The organism is Trichlorobacter thiogenes, from assembly GCF_900167465.1.
GTDB classification, from domain to species: Bacteria; Desulfobacterota; Desulfuromonadia; order Geobacterales; family Pseudopelobacteraceae; genus Trichlorobacter; species Trichlorobacter thiogenes.
On record NZ_FUWR01000002.1, the window covers coordinates 112847 to 128262 of the forward strand.

A 15416-nucleotide genomic window follows, 5' to 3' on the forward strand; every position below is an offset into this window, starting at 1 on the left:
GTCCCAGAGTCATGGAAGAAATGACCAGCACAATGGCAGAGGACGGCGCCAGGGAGTATCTGACCTTTACCCTGGGCAAAGAGGAGTACGGCATGGATATCCTCAAGGTGCAGGAGATCCGTGGCTATGACGCAGTAACCAGCATCGCCAACGCTCCGCAGTTCCTGAAAGGGGTGATTAACCTGCGAGGGGTGATTGTGCCGATTATCGATATGCGGATCAAATTTAACCTGGGCACGGTGGCCTATGACGAGTTCACGGTGGTGATCATCATCAATGTCCTGGGACGGGTGATCGGCATGGTGGTGGACGGGGTCTCTGACGTGGTCAGCCTGCTGCCTGATCAGATCAAACCGCCACCTGAGTTCGGCACCGGCATTGATACCCAGTACATCACCGGTATCGGCACCACAAACGGACAGATGCTGATCCTGGCCGATATAGAAAAGCTGATGGGTGGCGCAGATATGCAGTTAGTGGAGAATTCCGCAGAGAATCATCTGGATCTGGCAGCCTGAGCAGACCCTGGCGTGCTGTGTGAGCGACTAAGGAGGGATTGATCATGTTTAAGCAGATGAAGCTTGGAACCAAGATACTGACAGGTTTTGCAGTGGTAACGCTGATTGCTGCTGTTATGGGGGTAGTCGGCTACTACGGTTTAAACGAAGTGTCAAAGAACATGTATGAAGTTGCTGAGGTACGGCTTCCAAGCGTTCAGACGCTGCTGATCATGAAGGAGGCTCAGTATAGCATTCTGGCTGGCGAACGGGGGCTGATCAATCGTAGGATGATGGATCCGGCTGTGCGTAAGGCGCAGTACGATCATATTGAGTTGTCCTGGAAAGAAGCAGCAGAGGCCTGGAAGATCTATGAGCCTCTGCCCCAGACCGTTGAAGAGGCAGCACTCTGGAAGGAGTTTGTTCCAAAGTGGGATGCCTGGAAAAAAGCCAGCCAACAGGTGGTGGAGCTGTCCCGTGAAAAGGACAGCCTGCTGGCAGCCGGTGCCGATCTGAAAGATAAGCGGGTCGATGCTCTTGATAACAGAGTCTTTGAAGCATCCCTGGCTTCTCGCAAGAAGTTTTTAGAGGTGGAGACATTGTTGGGCAAGCTGGCCAGGTTGAATGAAAAGCTTGGACGTGAAGCTGGCAAGACAGGTGAAAAGGTGGCCACTCATGCCAGGATACAGCTGGTTGTTGCCCTGGTGGTGGCAATCCTGTTGTCGCTGATGATTGGCTTCTACCTTAAGCGTAACATCGCTGCCATTCTCAAAGGGCTGCTGGATGAATCAAACCGTCTGACTGAAGCAGCGGTGGCTGGCAAGCTGGCTACCCGTGGCAGTGTGGAAAAAGTCAATTTTGAGTTTCGTGGCATTGTGGAAGGGGTTAACCAGACCCTTGATGCAGTGATCGGCCCCCTGAATGTGGCTGCCGAGTATGTGGACCGGATCTCCAAAGGGGATATTCCCCCCAGGATTGCCGATAACTACAACGGCGATTTCAATGAGATCAAGAACAACCTGAACGGTTGTATTGACGCGGTCAACGCCCTGGTGGCCGATGCCAATATGCTGTCTGATGCAGCGGTGGCTGGCAAGCTGGCTACCCGTGCCAATGCCTCGAAGCATCACGGTGACTTCCAGAAAATTGTAGAAGGAGTTAATCAGACCCTTGATGCGGTGATAGGACCACTGAATGTGGCTGCTGAATATGTGGACCGTATTTCAAAGGGGGATATCCCTCCTCGCATCACCGATAGTTATGAAGGTGACTTCAATGAGGTGAAAAACAATCTGAACAGTTGTATCGATGCCCTGAACGGCCTGATTGCCGCCCGCGAAGAGATGAGTCGGCAGCACGATCTTGGGATGATCGATGAAGTTATGCCGGTGGAGCAGTTCCAGGGGGCCTATGCACAAATGGCCGAAGGGATCAATACGCTGGTCAAGTCGCATATAGCTGTAAAGATGCGGGTGGTGGAAGTTGTTGGAAAATATGCCGACGGCGATCTCACGGTGGATATGGATCGTCTGCCAGGCAAAAAAGCGTTGATCACTGAGGCCATTGATAATGTTAAGAGAAATATGCTGTCGCTTAATCAGGAAATCATGATGCTGGTGGATGCCGCTAAAGGTGGCCGTCTGGCGACTCGCGGAAATGCGTCAAAGTTTAATAACAGTTTCAGGGAGATGGTTGAAGGAATCAATGCAACTCTTGATGCCGTGATTGGTCCCCTGAATGTGGCTGCCGAGTATGTAGACCGGATCTCCAAGGGGGATGTCCCGCCACGTATTACCGATAGCTATAACGGTGATTTCAACGAGATCAAGAATAACCTGAATACCTGTATTGATGCGGTCAATCTATTGGTGGCCGATGCCAATATGCTTTCCGATGCAGCGGTTGCCGGTAGATTAAACACCCGTGCCGATGCCTCACAGCATCAGGGGGATTTCAGGAAGGTTGTTGCCGGGGTAAACGATACCATCGACCGCCTGGTGGCGTTGCTGGATAATATGGCAGCCCCGGCCATGATCATCGATAAGGATTTCTCAATTCTGTACATGAATGAAATGGGCGCCAAGGTGGGTGGTAAGACGCAGCAGCAATGCCTTGGCATCAAGTGCTATGACCATTTCAAGACATCTGATTGCCGTACTGAACGCTGCGCCTGCAACCGTGCAATCAGCTCTGGACAGGCTAGTAGCAGTGAGACCTCTGCCCATCCTATGGCTGGCCTTGATCTTGACATCAGCTATACCGGTGTGCCGATCAAAGACCGTCAGGGTATGGTAATTGGGGCTTTTGAGGTGGTGACTGACCAGACCGCAATAAAAAAAGCAGCCAGAATTGCCGATAAACAGGCTCAATTCCAGACGGAAGAGGTTGGTAAGCTGCTGGTTAATCTTGAAAAAATGGCGCTTGGCAATCTTTCCGTTGATACGGCTGTTGCTGCAAGTGACGAAGATACCCAAGGCATTGCCCGGAATTTTGAAAAGATCAATTGTGCAATCAATCAGAACATAGACGCTCTTAACGCCATTACCTCCAGCGCCAGGCAGGTTGCTTTGGGTGATCTTGCTGTGGAGTTGACGCCCCGTTCTGAGCAGGATCAGCTGATGCTGGCCCTGAAGAATATGGTGATCCAGTTGAAAGAGCTGGCCCGCAGCGCCGAGCAGATAGCTGCAGGTGATCTGACCGTGACCGTCAAACCGGCCTCAGAGCGGGATGTTATGGGTAACGCCTTTGCAACCATGGTTACCAACCTGCGTGAGATTGTGGGCAATGTCAGCTCCGGCTCCGATGCCATTGCCACCGCTTCCCAGCAGATCGCCACCGGCAATGCCAATATGGCCCAACGGACCGAAGAACAGGCATCGTCGCTGGAAGAGACCGCTTCCAGTATGGAAGAGATGACCTCTACGGTGAAGCAGAATGCTGAAAATGCCCAGCAGGCGAACCAGCTGGCTATTGATGCCAGTCAGGTGGCGGTCAAGGGCGGGTCGGTGATCAATAAGGTGGTCACCACCATGGATTCCATCACTGACAGCTCTAAAAAGATTGCTGACATCATCGGTGTGATCGACGGCATCGCCTTCCAGACCAATATCCTGGCCTTGAATGCAGCGGTTGAGGCGGCCCGTGCCGGTGAACAGGGCAGGGGATTTGCCGTGGTGGCCGGTGAGGTGCGTAACCTTGCGCAACGTAGCGCTGCCGCTGCCAAGGAGATCAAGGCGCTGATCAGTGATTCAGTGGATAAGGTCAATGACGGCAGTAAACTGGTGGGTGAGGCAGGCCAGACCATGCAGGAAATTGTTACCAGTATCAAGCGGGTAACCGATATCATGGCCGAAATATCTGCTGCTTCAGTGGAACAGAGTAGCGGGATTGAACAGGTTAACACTGCCATCAGCCAGATGGATGAGATCACCCAGCAGAACTCATCTGTTGTACAGCAGGCTGCCTCTGCTGCCGCAGCATTGCAGGAGCAGGCCCAGATGCTGGTTGAGGCGGTTAATCGCTTCAGGTTGGAGGAGTCACCCAGAGTAAGGGCGCAGGAACAACTGTCACATGTAGCGGTACTGCCGAAGCAGTTTGCGCAACGGGAGCAGACCAGGCAGGCCAACGGCTATCACAAGCCTGAAAAGGCCAATGGCTACCATAAAGCTCCGGCAAGCGAGGTAACTTCGGCTTCTACGATGAGTAAGGCGGTTGGCCATGATGCGGATTGGAACGAGTTTTAGGCACTTTGAACGGCAGAGTGCTTGCCAGGCAGGAGGGTAAGCCAATGACCTCTGATAGCAGAATTACATCTGACAGGGTGTCTGATACCCATGAGTTCAAGTTCACCCTGGCTGATTTCAGGCAGATTTGCAGGCTGATCTATGAACGAGCAGGCATCAGGCTCTCAGACACAAAGACCTCAATGGTCTACAGCCGGCTTTCGCGGCGTCTGCGCGCACTTGGACTGGCTAGCTTTGCCGAATACCTACAACTGCTGGAACAGGGTAATGAGGCAGAGTGGACTATTTTTGTCGGTTCGCTGACCACCCACCTGACCTCTTTTTACCGGGAGTCGCACCATTTTCCGATCATGGTTGAACATGTGGCTGCCCGGGCCCGTGGCGGCAAGGCGTTGCTCTGGAGCTGTGCCACCTCCACCGGCGAAGAACCGTATACCATGGCCATTGCCGTGGCTGAGCATTTTGAGTCTTTTCATCCACCGGTCCGTATTCTGGCAACCGATGTGGACACCGGTGTACTGGAAATGGCCTCTGAAGGGGTCTATCCCTTTGACCGGGTGCGTGATCTGCCGGAAAAAACAGTTAAAAAGTACTTCCTGAAGGGGAGCGGTGAGCATACCGGTTTTGTACGGATCAGGCCAGAGCTGCAGCAGATGATCAGGTTTCAGCAGCTGAATCTGCTGAGTCCTGTCTGGCCGATGAAGGAACAGTATGACGCTATCTTTTGCCGTAACGTAATGATCTATTTTGACCGGCCAACCCAACAGAAGGTGTTGAACAAATGTCTGCGTCATCTGAAACCGGACGGCCTCTTCTTTACCGGTCATTCCGAAAATCTAAACTATGCCGCTGATCTGTTTCAATCCTGCGGAAATACCGTGTACCGTCCGCGGGTAACAGAGGCGCAATCTGTCAGGGGTACCCAATGTTTCAGGGAGTGTTCGGCATGAGAAGCTCAATTCGTCGGAAAGTGCCTGCGGAGATTGCAGATAACCGATTGCGTCATCTGAATCAGACCCTTGTGAGGCAGGTAGAGCAGGAGACTGAAAAGCGGCTGCTTCAGGAACGTCTGCTGATTCAGCAGTCCCGTATGGCTGCCATGGGAGAAATGATCGGGGTTATTGCCCACCAGTGGCGGCAACCGCTAAATGCGCTGGCAGTTATGATTCAGAATATTCAGGAGGCCTATGAGTTTGGGGAACTGGATCAGGGCTTTCTTGAAGATATGGTTCATAGATCCATGCAGCAGATTCATACGATGTCTAAAACCATAGATGATTTTGGAAATTTTCAGCGGTCCGGCATGCCCCATGCGGCATTTGATGCAGCCAGGGCGATTAACGATGTTCTTATCCTGTTATCTGGCCTGTTTGCTACCCACTCAATTGATGTTGTCTTTGCCTGTAAGCCGGATGCAGAGCATCAGGCTACGATCATGGGCTGCCGGAATGAGTTTAAGCAGGCGATCTTTAACCTGTTGAAGAATGCCTATGACGCCATCCTGGAACGCCGTGATCAGGGGGAACTAATCCCCCGTGGCAAGATCTTGATAGAGATTACCGGTTCGGCTGGACGCGTGGTTATTGCTGTATCAGATAATGGCGGTGGTATTCCGGCAGAGATTGTGGACCGGATCTTTGACCCCTATTTCAGTACCAAAGATCAGGGAAAAGGAAGCGGTGTGGGGCTGTACATGGCCAAGCTGATTATTGAAAACAGTATGAAAGGGTGTCTGTACGCCAACAACCTGCAGGGCGGTGCACTGTTTACCGTAGAGCTTGCCGCAGCGGGATAGGAGTCGGCCATGCGAGAACGGGCAAGGGATCTATCGCTTCTCTATGTTGAAGATGATGACAACGTGCGTAGTGGTGTTGAGTGTTTTCTGAAAAAGCGCTTTGAACAGGTGTGGCTTGCCAAAAACGGCAGCGATGGCCTTGACCTCTATCAGCAAACCGCTCCTGACATTGTGATCACCGATATCATGATGCCGGTAATGGATGGCATTTCCATGGCAAGAAATATCCTTGCAGAGGATCATGATGCCCGTATCATCATCACCACAGCCTATAATGATGCTGATTACCTGCTTGAGTCGCTTAATCTGGGAGTCAGCCACTATGTGCTGAAGCCGATTGAGCATACCAAACTGCATCAGGCAATTATGACCTGTGCCGATACTATTCGCAGCAAGAAGCGGGTTACTGAACATCATAACCGTATTGCTGATGCCTACCGCACGATTAATTCTCTGATTGATTTTGGAGAAAAGTCTACCGAGCCGGGTGTTGCTGAATTGGGCGGTACCACCAGCCTGGATACCATGGTAAACGCTCTGTTAAGTAGTGAATATCACGATGAACTGCCAGGTCCGTCTATTGTGATACTGACTGTCAACAGGCCTGATGCAGGTCAGGCCGAATGGTACTGGTATGAATCATCTCCCTGCGGTTCTTTTGGCAAGTATCACTATCTTGATTCTCCCAAGCTGGCACCGCAGGATACTACCAGTGAGCATTCACTCTATTTTGTGAATTGCGGTGATGAACTGCCGGAAGACACGCAACTAAAGGCGTTTACAGAGCATTTCGCCAAGCGGGGTGAGCGGTATAAAAATCTTGTCTGGTATCGCAATGGTGCCTTTGTTGTCTGTGCGCTTAACTATCCCCGTCGTGTCACTGCCCATGATGCCACCGTGGTGAAAGGTCTGGCTGTTCAGACGCTCTTTATTGAAAATCTTGCCAACCAGTGGTTTCAGGCCGAAAGCGCCTTTGCCTACACCATCAACGCCCTGGCCCGTGCTGCTGAAGCAAATGATGAAGATACCGGCAATCATATTGTCAGAGTCGGGGAATACTGTGCCGTGCTTGCGCGGAGTATGGGTTTCAACGCTGAAAAAGCACGCTCACTGGCATTAAAAAGCCAACTCCATGACGTGGGCAAGATTTACGTGCCTTCAGCCCTGTTGAGAAAACCGACACGCTTTACCCCGGAAGAGATGGAAATAATCCGCAAGCACACCATCTATGGTGCAAGTATCATCGGTCCCCACCCCCGTCTGGAAATGGCCTACAAGATGGCCTTGTATCATCATGAACATTGGGATGGCAGCGGCTACCCCTATGGACTTGCGGGAGAGGCTATTCCAATCGAGGCCCGCATTGTTGCGCTGGCCGATACCTATGACGCCTTGAGAAACAAGCGCAGTTACAAACCGGCTTTTGATCATAGTACCACCTGCCGGATCATTGAGTCAGGAGATGGTCGTACCATGCCGCAGCATTTTGACCCTGCGGTACTGATGGCTTTTAGCGAACTAAAACCGGTCTTCTCAGAAATTTATAAACAGTTTCTGAATGTCTGCCCGCTTCAAATGTCGTATCAGGAGGGCTGTTATGCCCTGTAAGGTGTTGATTATTGATGACTCAGCCCTGATCAGGAACCTGCTGAGCACCTTGATTGATGCCCAGCCGGACATGACAGTGGTGGGGACCGCTGCTGATCCCTATATCGCCAGAGAGCGGATCAAGGCGCTTAACCCGGATGTGTTGACTCTGGATGTGGAGATGCCGCGCATGGACGGGCTGTCCTTTCTGGAAAAACTGATGCGACTGCGTCCGATGCCGGTGGTGATGGTTTCATCTCTGACCGAGCGCAGTTCAGAGACAACGCTGCGGGCGCTGGAACTTGGCGCGGTGGACTATGTGAGCAAGCCCAAAATAGACATCATTAACGGTATCCATGAAAGTGGTCAGGAAATTGTTGAAAAAATAAGGGCAGCGTCTGGAGCACGACTAAAGAGTCTGGTTCGTAGGCCTGCTCAGCTGCAGGTTGAAAAGAAACTTACCGCTGACGTGGTGCTGCCTTCTATCAGTAATCGGCTGCAGACCACCGAGAAGGTGGTTATTGTTGGTGCCTCCACCGGGGGGACAGAGGCGATCAAAGACGTTCTGATCTCGATGCCCGCCGATGCCCCCGGTATCCTGATTACCCAACATATGCCTGCTGCCTTTACCAGTGCCTTTGCCCGCCGGCTTGACGGCCTCTGTCGCATTGCCGTTAAGGAGGCACTGGATGGTGAACGGGTCCTGCCCGGCCATGCCTACATTGCGCCGGGTGACCGCCACCTTCTGCTGGATCGCTCTGGTGCCAACTATATCACCAGGTTGGCTGACGGTCCTCCGGTCTGCCGCCATCGCCCTTCAGTTGATGTCCTTTTTCGTTCTGCTGCCAACTGTGCCGGTAAAAACGCCATTGGAGTGATCCTGACCGGCATGGGAGATGACGGTGCAACAGGTATGCTGGAGATGAAGCAGGCTGGTGCCCACACCCTGGCGCAGGATGAGGAAAGCTGTGTTGTGTTCGGGATGCCCAAGGAGGCGATTATTCGGGGTGGGGTGGATGAGATTGTCAGCTTGTCCGCAATACCAGACAGAATCGTTGCACTGGTGTCTGGTCAGGGAGTGCGGGCAATCAGGGTTTGATGAGCAGTGTCGCTACGCTGTTTGACAGAAAGGAGCATGGTCATGGCAAAGACAATTATGACGGTTGATGATTCAGCAAGTATCAGGCAGATGGTGGTCTTCACGCTTAAGCAGGGGGGGTATGACGTGATTGAGGCCGGTGATGGCAGGGAGGCGCTCTCCAAGCTGAATGGGGCAAAGCCGGATATGATCATTACTGACCTGAACATGCCCAATCTCGATGGAATCGGCTTGATCCGGGCGGTGCGAAGTGATGCAACGCGCCGTTTTTTGCCGATTGTCATGCTCACCACCGAGTCACAGGATGCACGCAAGCAGGAGGGTAAGGCTGCCGGCGCCACCGGCTGGATTGTCAAGCCGTTTATGCCGGAACAACTGCTTTCGGTGGTCAGGCGGGTGTTGGGGTAGCCAGGGTTTCGCCTGTAAAAACTGCAGAAAAAGAAAAAGCCCCGAAAAACGGGGCTTTTTTTACGACATCTAAACAGGCTTATTTCTTCTTGGCTGCCTTGATCTTTAGATCTTTCAGGCCTTTGCCGGGAGAGAACTTTGCCGAGGTCTTGGCAGCGATCTTGATTTCCTTGCCGGTCTGGGGGTTGCGGCCGGTACGGGCTTTACGGGAGATGGTGCTGAAAGTGCCGAAGCCTACCAGTGTTACCTTGTCGCCAGCTTTCAACGCTGTTTCGGTAGCTACCATAAAAGCTGCCAGTGCCTTCTCTGCCTGTGCCTTGGTGATGCCTGCATCGGTTGCCATCTTTGCTACGAGATCTGCCTTCTTCATCTGGGTACCCCCTTGGATTGGTTACAGTACAGGACGTCTCCTGCACCGGTTACTGCTTGAAGTAAGATGATAGCACCAGTTTTCCGGTCTGCAAGCGGTCAACCCATTTTTTTTGTAAATAACCTTAAAAAATCGGATTGGTCTGTTGGCTGCCAGTCTTGTTTGGTGCTGCAGCCCTGTCAGGCCAAGAAATAGTTGACACTGTTTCAGGCTGGCAGTAAGTATGAAAGGCAACGGCGGCCATGGGCCGCCTCTTTTTTCAGATATTTTTGCAGGAGGTGTCAGATGCAGATTGAAGTACTTCCCTTAGCCCCTGAAAAGATGAAACAGAAGGTGGCTGATGAGACACAACTTGGCTTTGGCAAGCTGTTTACTGACCGGATGTTGCTGGTCGAATGGACTACCGACAAAGGCTGGCACAATGCCCGGATCAAGCCGTACGAACCGTTTGTTCTCGACCCGGCCACAACGGTATTGCACTATGCCCAGGAGATTTTTGAAGGGCTGAAGGCCTACAAATGGGAGGATGGCCGGATAGCGCTGTTCCGTCCTGAGATGAACGCCCGGCGTTTCAATCAATCAGCCAGCCGGATGTGCATGCCGGAAGTTCCTGAAGAACTGTTTCTGGACGGTATCGACAAACTGGTTGAGCTGGAAAAGGACTGGATTCCTTCCGCCCCCGGCACTGCGCTGTATATCCGTCCAGCCATGATAGCGGTTGATCCCTATCTTGGGGTCAAGCCTGGCGACCACTATTACTTCTTTGTGATCCTTTCTCCGGTGGGAGCCTACTATGCAGCCGGTTTCAACCCGGTCAGCATCCTGGTGGAAGACAAATACGTTCGTTCTGTGGCAGGCGGCACCGGTGATGCCAAGACCGGCGGCAACTATGCCTCTTCTCTGAAGGCCGGTCTGGAGGCCAAGCAGAAAGGGTACGATCAGGTGCTCTGGCTGGATGGCAAGGAGCGGCGCTATATTGAGGAAGTGGGTGCCATGAACATGTTCTTCGCCTATGGCAACCACATTGTCACCGCCCCACTGACCGGTTCGATCCTGTCCGGTATTACCCGCGAATCAGTGCTGCGGTTGGCTGTTGAGCTTGGTTGTACGGTTGAAGAACGGCTGATTGATGTGGATGAGCTGTTTGACGATCTGCGCAACGGCAAGGTGACCGAGGCCTTTGGCAGTGGCACCGCTGCGGTGGTGACCCCGGTGGGCAAGCTTGGCTACAAGGATGAGGCGCTGCAGGTCGGTGATGGTGGGGTTGGTGCCCTTACCCAAAAACTGTATGATGCCTTGACTGATATCCAGACCGGCAAGCAGGCTGATCGCTTTGGCTGGATCAGGATTGTTGACGCAGGCTAACCGTATGGTTGGTTGAATACACTGCGCGGGGCATTAACCATCTGGTTTTTGCCCCGTTTCTTTTGGAGGGAGTCCTATGGAGACTGCAGAGTTGACGCTGCGGACCAGGCAACGAACCGAGTTGCATCCTATTACTGGTCAACTGCATGATCTGATCAGGCAACGTAGCTGGCAGGATGGTGTGTTAACCGTCTTTGTACCCCATACCACCGCCGGAATTACCATCAATGAGAATGCAGACCCGGATGTGGCCCGTGACATGACCTGGTTCATGGAACAGTTGGTACCGAACGTCTCCGGCTTCCGCCATGCAGAGGGTAATTCAGATGCCCATATCAAGGCCAGCCTGTTCGGCTCTTCGGTGCAGATAATTGTGCGTGGTGGTATACTTTGGCTGGGAACCTGGCAAGGGATCTACTTCTGTGAGTTTGATGGACCGCGCAGTCGGAATGTGCAGCTGGCGTTTCAGGGATAGGAGGAACCGATGAAAACAATCATACTGGCACTGTTACTGGTGATTCTAACAGCTCAGGCCTGGGCAGATGGTGATTATCGTGGAGATGAACGCTGCCCGAGGCCTACGGACTGGTCAAACTATTCAGAACCGTATTACCCTCGGGAGCACCCCCATGAGTATCCCACCTTTTACAAGGCTGACCGGCCCGGCTGGTCTTGCTCATACCAGCGTGAGGATGGCGTGGTTGTGCAGTATGGTGACAGCCGTACGCCGCAGGAACAGTGGTTAGCAATCTTTGGCGGTGGTAGCGGAGACCAGAATTAAATCTGGTTAAAGCTGTTACAATAGCGATCAGAATTTGACTCTGACCCCCAGTGTGCCGACGTTGATGTCGTAGACCGGCGTGCGATCCCCCATCTGAAGGGTATAGATCCGGTACTGCAGGTATAGTTCTGTGGCTATCTTTTTAAACTCCTGCACCACCGCCGCACCGACTGAACTGCCCTTGTCCCCCGGTGCAGACCCGTTTTCTGAACGGGACAGGTCAACACCAAAGGCGGTGCTGCCCTGGCTGGTCAGGTTGGCCAGCCAGCCCAGTTTTGCATAATAGCTGAAGGCATTCCGCTCGCCCTTTTTCTCCAACATACCGCTGGAAAGGGTCAGGTTCAGTCCGCTTGCCGTATGGAGCAGCGAGAAGGAACCATCATACTGCAGACCGCTGCCCTCAAGCCGTGGATTTGCCAGGCCAAAACTGGCCGCCCCTTCAAAACCATACCCTTCTCCCCCCCAAAACAACCCCAGATCTGAGCGCTGACCAGAGACGAGCGATCCGGCCAGATGAAAACCGTACAGGGTAGGGCTGTCATAGCGCAGCCTGGATTTGACATTCAGGCCGTCATAATCAGTAAAGACATCGGCCAGGCTGGTGCTGGTCAGTTGACCGTCTTTTTTACGAAACTTTAGACCGCCAGCGATGTCTGCCACTGAAGAGTAGAGCACAATATCGGTTTTGGAGAGGTCAGAACCGGCGGTGAAGTAGGAAGCGGTATAGCCCTTACCCAAAGAAAGTTTGCCATAGCGTTTGCTGGCCAGCGAAATATCAGCCCAGCGTGAGTTCAGGTAGGTGCCAGGCGCCTGGTTGTCCTGGGAAACCTTTGAGGATTCATCTGCCGTAAAGGCCATTTCCAGTCTGGTGCCCAGGGTCAGGTCCGGGCTGATCGCTGCAGTACCCACCAGCCTGAAACGAGAGTTGGAGACATTGTTGTCAACATGGTAGATCGTGGTTCCGGCACCGTCTGACACAACGTTGATGGCCCGGTTGATCTGCCCGGAAAGGGCCAGCTTGATCTTGTCGTTGCCCGAGGCAATAACAGCAGGGAGAGGCTGTTGGAGAGCCAGCTCTGGTTTGAGGGGGGGCGACTGTACAGATGGTTGGGCAGCTGCTTTCTGCAACAGGGTGCTGACCTGCAGCTGCAGCTTTTGCAGCTGATCAGCCTGACTTTGAATCTGTACAGACTGCTGTTGCAGTAGCTGTTGTTGCTGATGGATGGTCTCCTGCAGCTGTCTGAGCAGCTGCGTATCTATCTCAGCGGCGTGAACGGTATTGGTGTTTGAACAGAAAACAAGTGCGGTTACCAGGCAGGCGATCAGGGCGGTCCGCATCAATCGACTCCTTGTGTTGTGCTGCTATTGGAAGAACGGTCTGCCAGAAGTTTATAATATTTCCGGTCGGCCTCCAGCAGGTGTTCATGCACCACCCTGATTGCCAGGAAATCAACCAGTTCAGCTGTTGAGATATCCTTCTTTTCAGCAACCTGACGCAGGGCGATGATCTGTTCTTTAAGCTGTTTATGCTGGCGCGCATGCTCGTCCAGTTCGGCATAACCGATCCTGTGTAGCAGCGCTTCTTCGTGTTCAAAATGGCTGGTAATATGTTGCAGCAGACCGTCCAGGGCTGTGTTGAAACGTATTGGATCGCCCTGTGGTGTGGCTATCAGCTCAAGCAGCTGATTGGCCATCCTGAGCAGCTCCTGGTGCTCAGCGTCGATACTTGGTTCACCGCTCAAATAGTCCGGTTTCCAGACCAGCCTGATGATTGAATGGCTGGCAACCGGTCCGGTTTGAGACAGATCCGGTTGACACAGCTCAACTGCGTTGCGTCCACCTTTCTTTGCGCGATACATCGCCTCGTCTGCGGCATGGAGCAGGTCCCGTTGCGTGTTGCCATTATCAGGGTAGAGGGCAACGCCGATACTGCAGGAAATAGTCAGCGTTACACCGGCTGGCGTGATAAAGGGGCGGTTGAGGGCTGTACGTATCTTTTCAGCCACATTACGGGCATCCGGCCATGTGGTGATACTCTGCAGCAACACGGCAAACTCGTCACCGCCAATCCTGGCAACGGTGTCAGACTCCCGTACCGATTCTGTCATCCGTTGTGCAGCCACCTGCAGCACCCAGTCTCCAACATCATGGCCCAGCTCATCATTGATCGGTTTAAACTGGTCAAGGTCGACGAAAAAGAGCGCCAACTTGGAGCTGTGCCGCTGTGTTGATAATAAGGCCCGGTCAATACGGTCGCTAAAGAGTGCCCGGTTGGGAAGGTTGGTCAGGTTGTCGTAGCTGGCCAGATGCTGGATCTGGGCTTCAATCTGCTTCAGCTCGCTGATATCGACAATAATCCCTTCAAGGGCCTGAACCTGTCCATTGCTGTCAAAGATCGGTACCCCTTGCTCAAGTACCCATTTTTCTTTGTTGTCGGAGGTTGTGATCCGGTACTCAAGCCGCACCGGCTGGCGTGACTGTATCGCCTTCTGCCAGGAATTCCAGAGCTGCTCACGATATTCTGGGACAATCAGATCGTTGAAGGCCAGGCGCTTGTTCTGAACCAGATCATCGCTGTGGTAGCCGGTTAGCAGCAGACAACCGTCAGAGAGAAACTCCATGGTCCAGTCACGATCAAATCGGCAGCGGTAGGCCATGCCGGGCAGATTTGCCAACAACACCGATTTACTGCGCTCGCTTTCCTGCAACGCGGCGTTGATCCTTTTGAGACGCAGGTTCCAGTAGAATGAGAGACCGATCAGGGCGGCCAGGGCTGCGGCAATCCGCAGGATAAAGCCATAGTCCATCGGCTTGACCACTGTGATGTTGACATGACGGTTGGTAATCTCTTCCCGCTCCTGGGGGGTAATGGTGGCGATCCCCTTGTTGAGGATATCCCGCAGCATCGGTTCTGACTTGATCACCCCGATCCGCAGGCGGTTGATATATTCATCAGGGGCCTGTCCGGCGATCTTGAGGGTGAACCATCCCCCCTTGCGGATAGTGTAGGCCGACACCGTTAAGGAACGCAGGGTCAGATCGGCACGGCGTTCAGCAACCGCCTTAAACACCTCGGCCTCTGAGTTGCCGGTGTTCAGGATCTTCAGGTTGGGATAGTCGCGGCGGACCTTTTCTTCAATGGAGGTGCCGCTGGGAACCGCAATGGTCTTGTCCTTCAACAGGGATGCGTTGGTGATAAAGGGGTGCTCTTCACGGGTGATGAAGACGTTGGGATCGCTGAACAGTGGCTCGGTAAAGGTAAGCCATTGGTCGCGCTTTGGTGTCTGGTTCAGAAAGGGGAGCAGCAGCACCTTGCCTGCCTGGGAAAGGGCAACCGCCTGATCCCAATCCTTAACCTGCACATAGGTAAATTTGATCCCCAGCCGTTGGGAAATAAGGTTTAAAAGATCGGCTGCGATGCCGGTGAAGTTGCCATGGGCATCCATCTGTTCATAGGGGAGCCAGTCTGGATCAGGACAGACCGTAATCGGACCGAGCTGTGCAAGATACTGTTTTTCTGCAGAGCTGAGTGGGATGCTGACTGAGGATGGTGCTGGTGTGGCTGGTGGTTGGTTTGTTGAACTGCTGGATATCCCGGCTCCAGCGATGGTCAAGAACAAGCAGGCAGCGATGATTGGCCGCAGACGTCGCCAGACTCGTTCTAGCAGATGGGTGGTTTCGGGGGACGCAGATGGCATTAAGTACTGCCTTTTTGTTAATGGGATCTTTTTTGTCTTGTATCTGTTTTTTGTTTGAACCGCAACTAAAACC

At 53.0% G+C, this 15416-nt stretch carries 13 protein-coding genes; 10 read left to right on the forward strand and 3 right to left on the reverse strand.

Going from position 1 to position 15416, the window contains the following annotated elements; translation table 11 throughout:
• The first annotated feature begins 11 nt into the window (after positions 1 to 11).
• Genes B5D39_RS03835 through B5D39_RS03865 form a run of 7 tightly spaced genes read left to right on the forward strand, consistent with a single transcriptional unit; the run spans position 12 to position 9129 of the window.
• Complete coding sequence (locus tag B5D39_RS03835; RefSeq protein WP_078789075.1) at positions 12 to 518, forward strand: chemotaxis protein CheW; 507 nt, start codon at positions 12 to 14, stop codon at positions 516 to 518.
• Positions 519 to 562: 44 nt separating this feature from the next.
• A complete protein-coding gene (locus B5D39_RS17200; RefSeq protein WP_078789076.1) occupies positions 563 to 4240 on the forward strand; it encodes a methyl-accepting chemotaxis protein in 3678 nt (1225 codons plus the stop codon).
• 44 nt (positions 4241 to 4284) lie between these two features.
• Positions 4285 to 5190, forward strand: a complete 906-nt coding sequence (locus B5D39_RS03845) for a CheR family methyltransferase (RefSeq protein WP_078789077.1) — start codon at positions 4285 to 4287, stop codon at positions 5188 to 5190.
• Positions 5187 to 6035, forward strand: coding sequence for a sensor histidine kinase (locus tag B5D39_RS03850; protein WP_161947412.1), 849 nt, complete (start codon positions 5187 to 5189; stop codon positions 6033 to 6035). The genes B5D39_RS03845 and B5D39_RS03850 overlap by 4 nt, the downstream gene beginning before the upstream one ends.
• A gap of 9 nt (positions 6036 to 6044) precedes the next feature.
• Positions 6045 to 7643, forward strand: coding sequence for an HD domain-containing phosphohydrolase (locus tag B5D39_RS03855; RefSeq protein ID WP_078789079.1), 1599 nt, complete (start codon positions 6045 to 6047; stop codon positions 7641 to 7643).
• Positions 7633 to 8721, forward strand: a complete 1089-nt coding sequence (locus B5D39_RS03860; RefSeq protein WP_078789080.1) for a protein-glutamate methylesterase/protein-glutamine glutaminase — start codon at positions 7633 to 7635, stop codon at positions 8719 to 8721. Before B5D39_RS03855 ends, B5D39_RS03860 begins: the two co-directional genes overlap by 11 nt.
• Before the next feature lie 42 nt (positions 8722 to 8763).
• Positions 8764 to 9129 (forward strand): response regulator, encoded by a 366-nt coding sequence (locus B5D39_RS03865; protein ID WP_078789081.1) that lies wholly within the window; start codon positions 8764 to 8766, stop codon positions 9127 to 9129.
• 79 nt (positions 9130 to 9208) lie between these two features.
• Here B5D39_RS03865 and B5D39_RS03870 read toward each other — a convergent pair whose 3' ends face one another.
• Positions 9209 to 9499: an HU family DNA-binding protein gene (locus B5D39_RS03870; RefSeq protein WP_078789082.1), complete on the reverse strand. Its 291-nt coding sequence runs from the start codon at positions 9497 to 9499 to the stop codon at positions 9209 to 9211.
• 285 nt (positions 9500 to 9784) lie between these two features.
• Here B5D39_RS03870 and B5D39_RS03875 point away from each other — a divergent pair, with 285 nt between their 5' ends.
• The 3 genes from B5D39_RS03875 to B5D39_RS03885 all read left to right on the forward strand — a co-directional run bounded on the left by B5D39_RS03875 (position 9785) and on the right by B5D39_RS03885 (position 11645).
• Positions 9785 to 10864, forward strand: a complete 1080-nt coding sequence (locus B5D39_RS03875; protein ID WP_078789083.1) for a branched-chain amino acid aminotransferase — start codon at positions 9785 to 9787, stop codon at positions 10862 to 10864.
• A gap of 76 nt (positions 10865 to 10940) precedes the next feature.
• Complete coding sequence (locus B5D39_RS03880) at positions 10941 to 11339, forward strand: secondary thiamine-phosphate synthase enzyme YjbQ (protein WP_078789084.1); 399 nt, start codon at positions 10941 to 10943, stop codon at positions 11337 to 11339.
• A gap of 9 nt (positions 11340 to 11348) precedes the next feature.
• On the forward strand, positions 11349 to 11645 hold the full coding sequence (locus tag B5D39_RS03885) for a hypothetical protein (protein ID WP_078789085.1): 297 nt from the start codon (positions 11349 to 11351) through the stop codon (positions 11643 to 11645).
• Between the two features lie 27 nt (positions 11646 to 11672).
• Here the strand turns inward: B5D39_RS03885 and B5D39_RS03890 are convergent, their stop codons facing one another.
• Together B5D39_RS03890 and B5D39_RS03895 are read right to left on the reverse strand one after the other, a co-directional pair.
• The gene (locus tag B5D39_RS03890) at positions 11673 to 12983 is read right to left on the reverse strand and encodes a porin family protein (protein WP_078789086.1); all 1311 of its coding nucleotides are present in this window, start codon (positions 12981 to 12983) and stop codon (positions 11673 to 11675) included.
• A complete protein-coding gene (locus tag B5D39_RS03895; protein ID WP_078789087.1) occupies positions 12983 to 15343 on the reverse strand; it encodes a diguanylate cyclase domain-containing protein in 2361 nt (786 codons plus the stop codon). Before B5D39_RS03895 ends, B5D39_RS03890 begins: the two co-directional genes overlap by 1 nt.
• Positions 15344 to 15416: the final 73 nt, after the last annotated feature.

Coding starts and splice junctions, on each gene's coding strand:
- B5D39_RS03845 (WP_078789077.1), top strand. CDS start 4,285: ATGACCTCTGATAGCAGAATTACATCTGACAGGGTGTCTGATACCCAT.
- B5D39_RS03895 (WP_078789087.1), bottom strand. CDS start 15,343: ATGCCATCTGCGTCCCCCGAAACCACCCATCTGCTAGAACGAGTCTGG.
- B5D39_RS03880 (WP_078789084.1), top strand. CDS start 10,941: ATGGAGACTGCAGAGTTGACGCTGCGGACCAGGCAACGAACCGAGTTG.
- B5D39_RS17200 (WP_078789076.1), top strand. CDS start 563: ATGTTTAAGCAGATGAAGCTTGGAACCAAGATACTGACAGGTTTTGCA.
- B5D39_RS03855 (WP_078789079.1), top strand. CDS start 6,045: ATGCGAGAACGGGCAAGGGATCTATCGCTTCTCTATGTTGAAGATGAT.
- B5D39_RS03865 (WP_078789081.1), top strand. CDS start 8,764: ATGGCAAAGACAATTATGACGGTTGATGATTCAGCAAGTATCAGGCAG.
- B5D39_RS03835 (WP_078789075.1), top strand. CDS start 12: ATGGAAGAAATGACCAGCACAATGGCAGAGGACGGCGCCAGGGAGTAT.
- B5D39_RS03890 (WP_078789086.1), bottom strand. CDS start 12,983: ATGCGGACCGCCCTGATCGCCTGCCTGGTAACCGCACTTGTTTTCTGT.
- B5D39_RS03850 (WP_161947412.1), top strand. CDS start 5,187: ATGAGAAGCTCAATTCGTCGGAAAGTGCCTGCGGAGATTGCAGATAAC.
- B5D39_RS03870 (WP_078789082.1), bottom strand. CDS start 9,499: ATGAAGAAGGCAGATCTCGTAGCAAAGATGGCAACCGATGCAGGCATC.
- B5D39_RS03875 (WP_078789083.1), top strand. CDS start 9,785: ATGCAGATTGAAGTACTTCCCTTAGCCCCTGAAAAGATGAAACAGAAG.
- B5D39_RS03860 (WP_078789080.1), top strand. CDS start 7,633: ATGCCCTGTAAGGTGTTGATTATTGATGACTCAGCCCTGATCAGGAAC.
- B5D39_RS03885 (WP_078789085.1), top strand. CDS start 11,349: ATGAAAACAATCATACTGGCACTGTTACTGGTGATTCTAACAGCTCAG.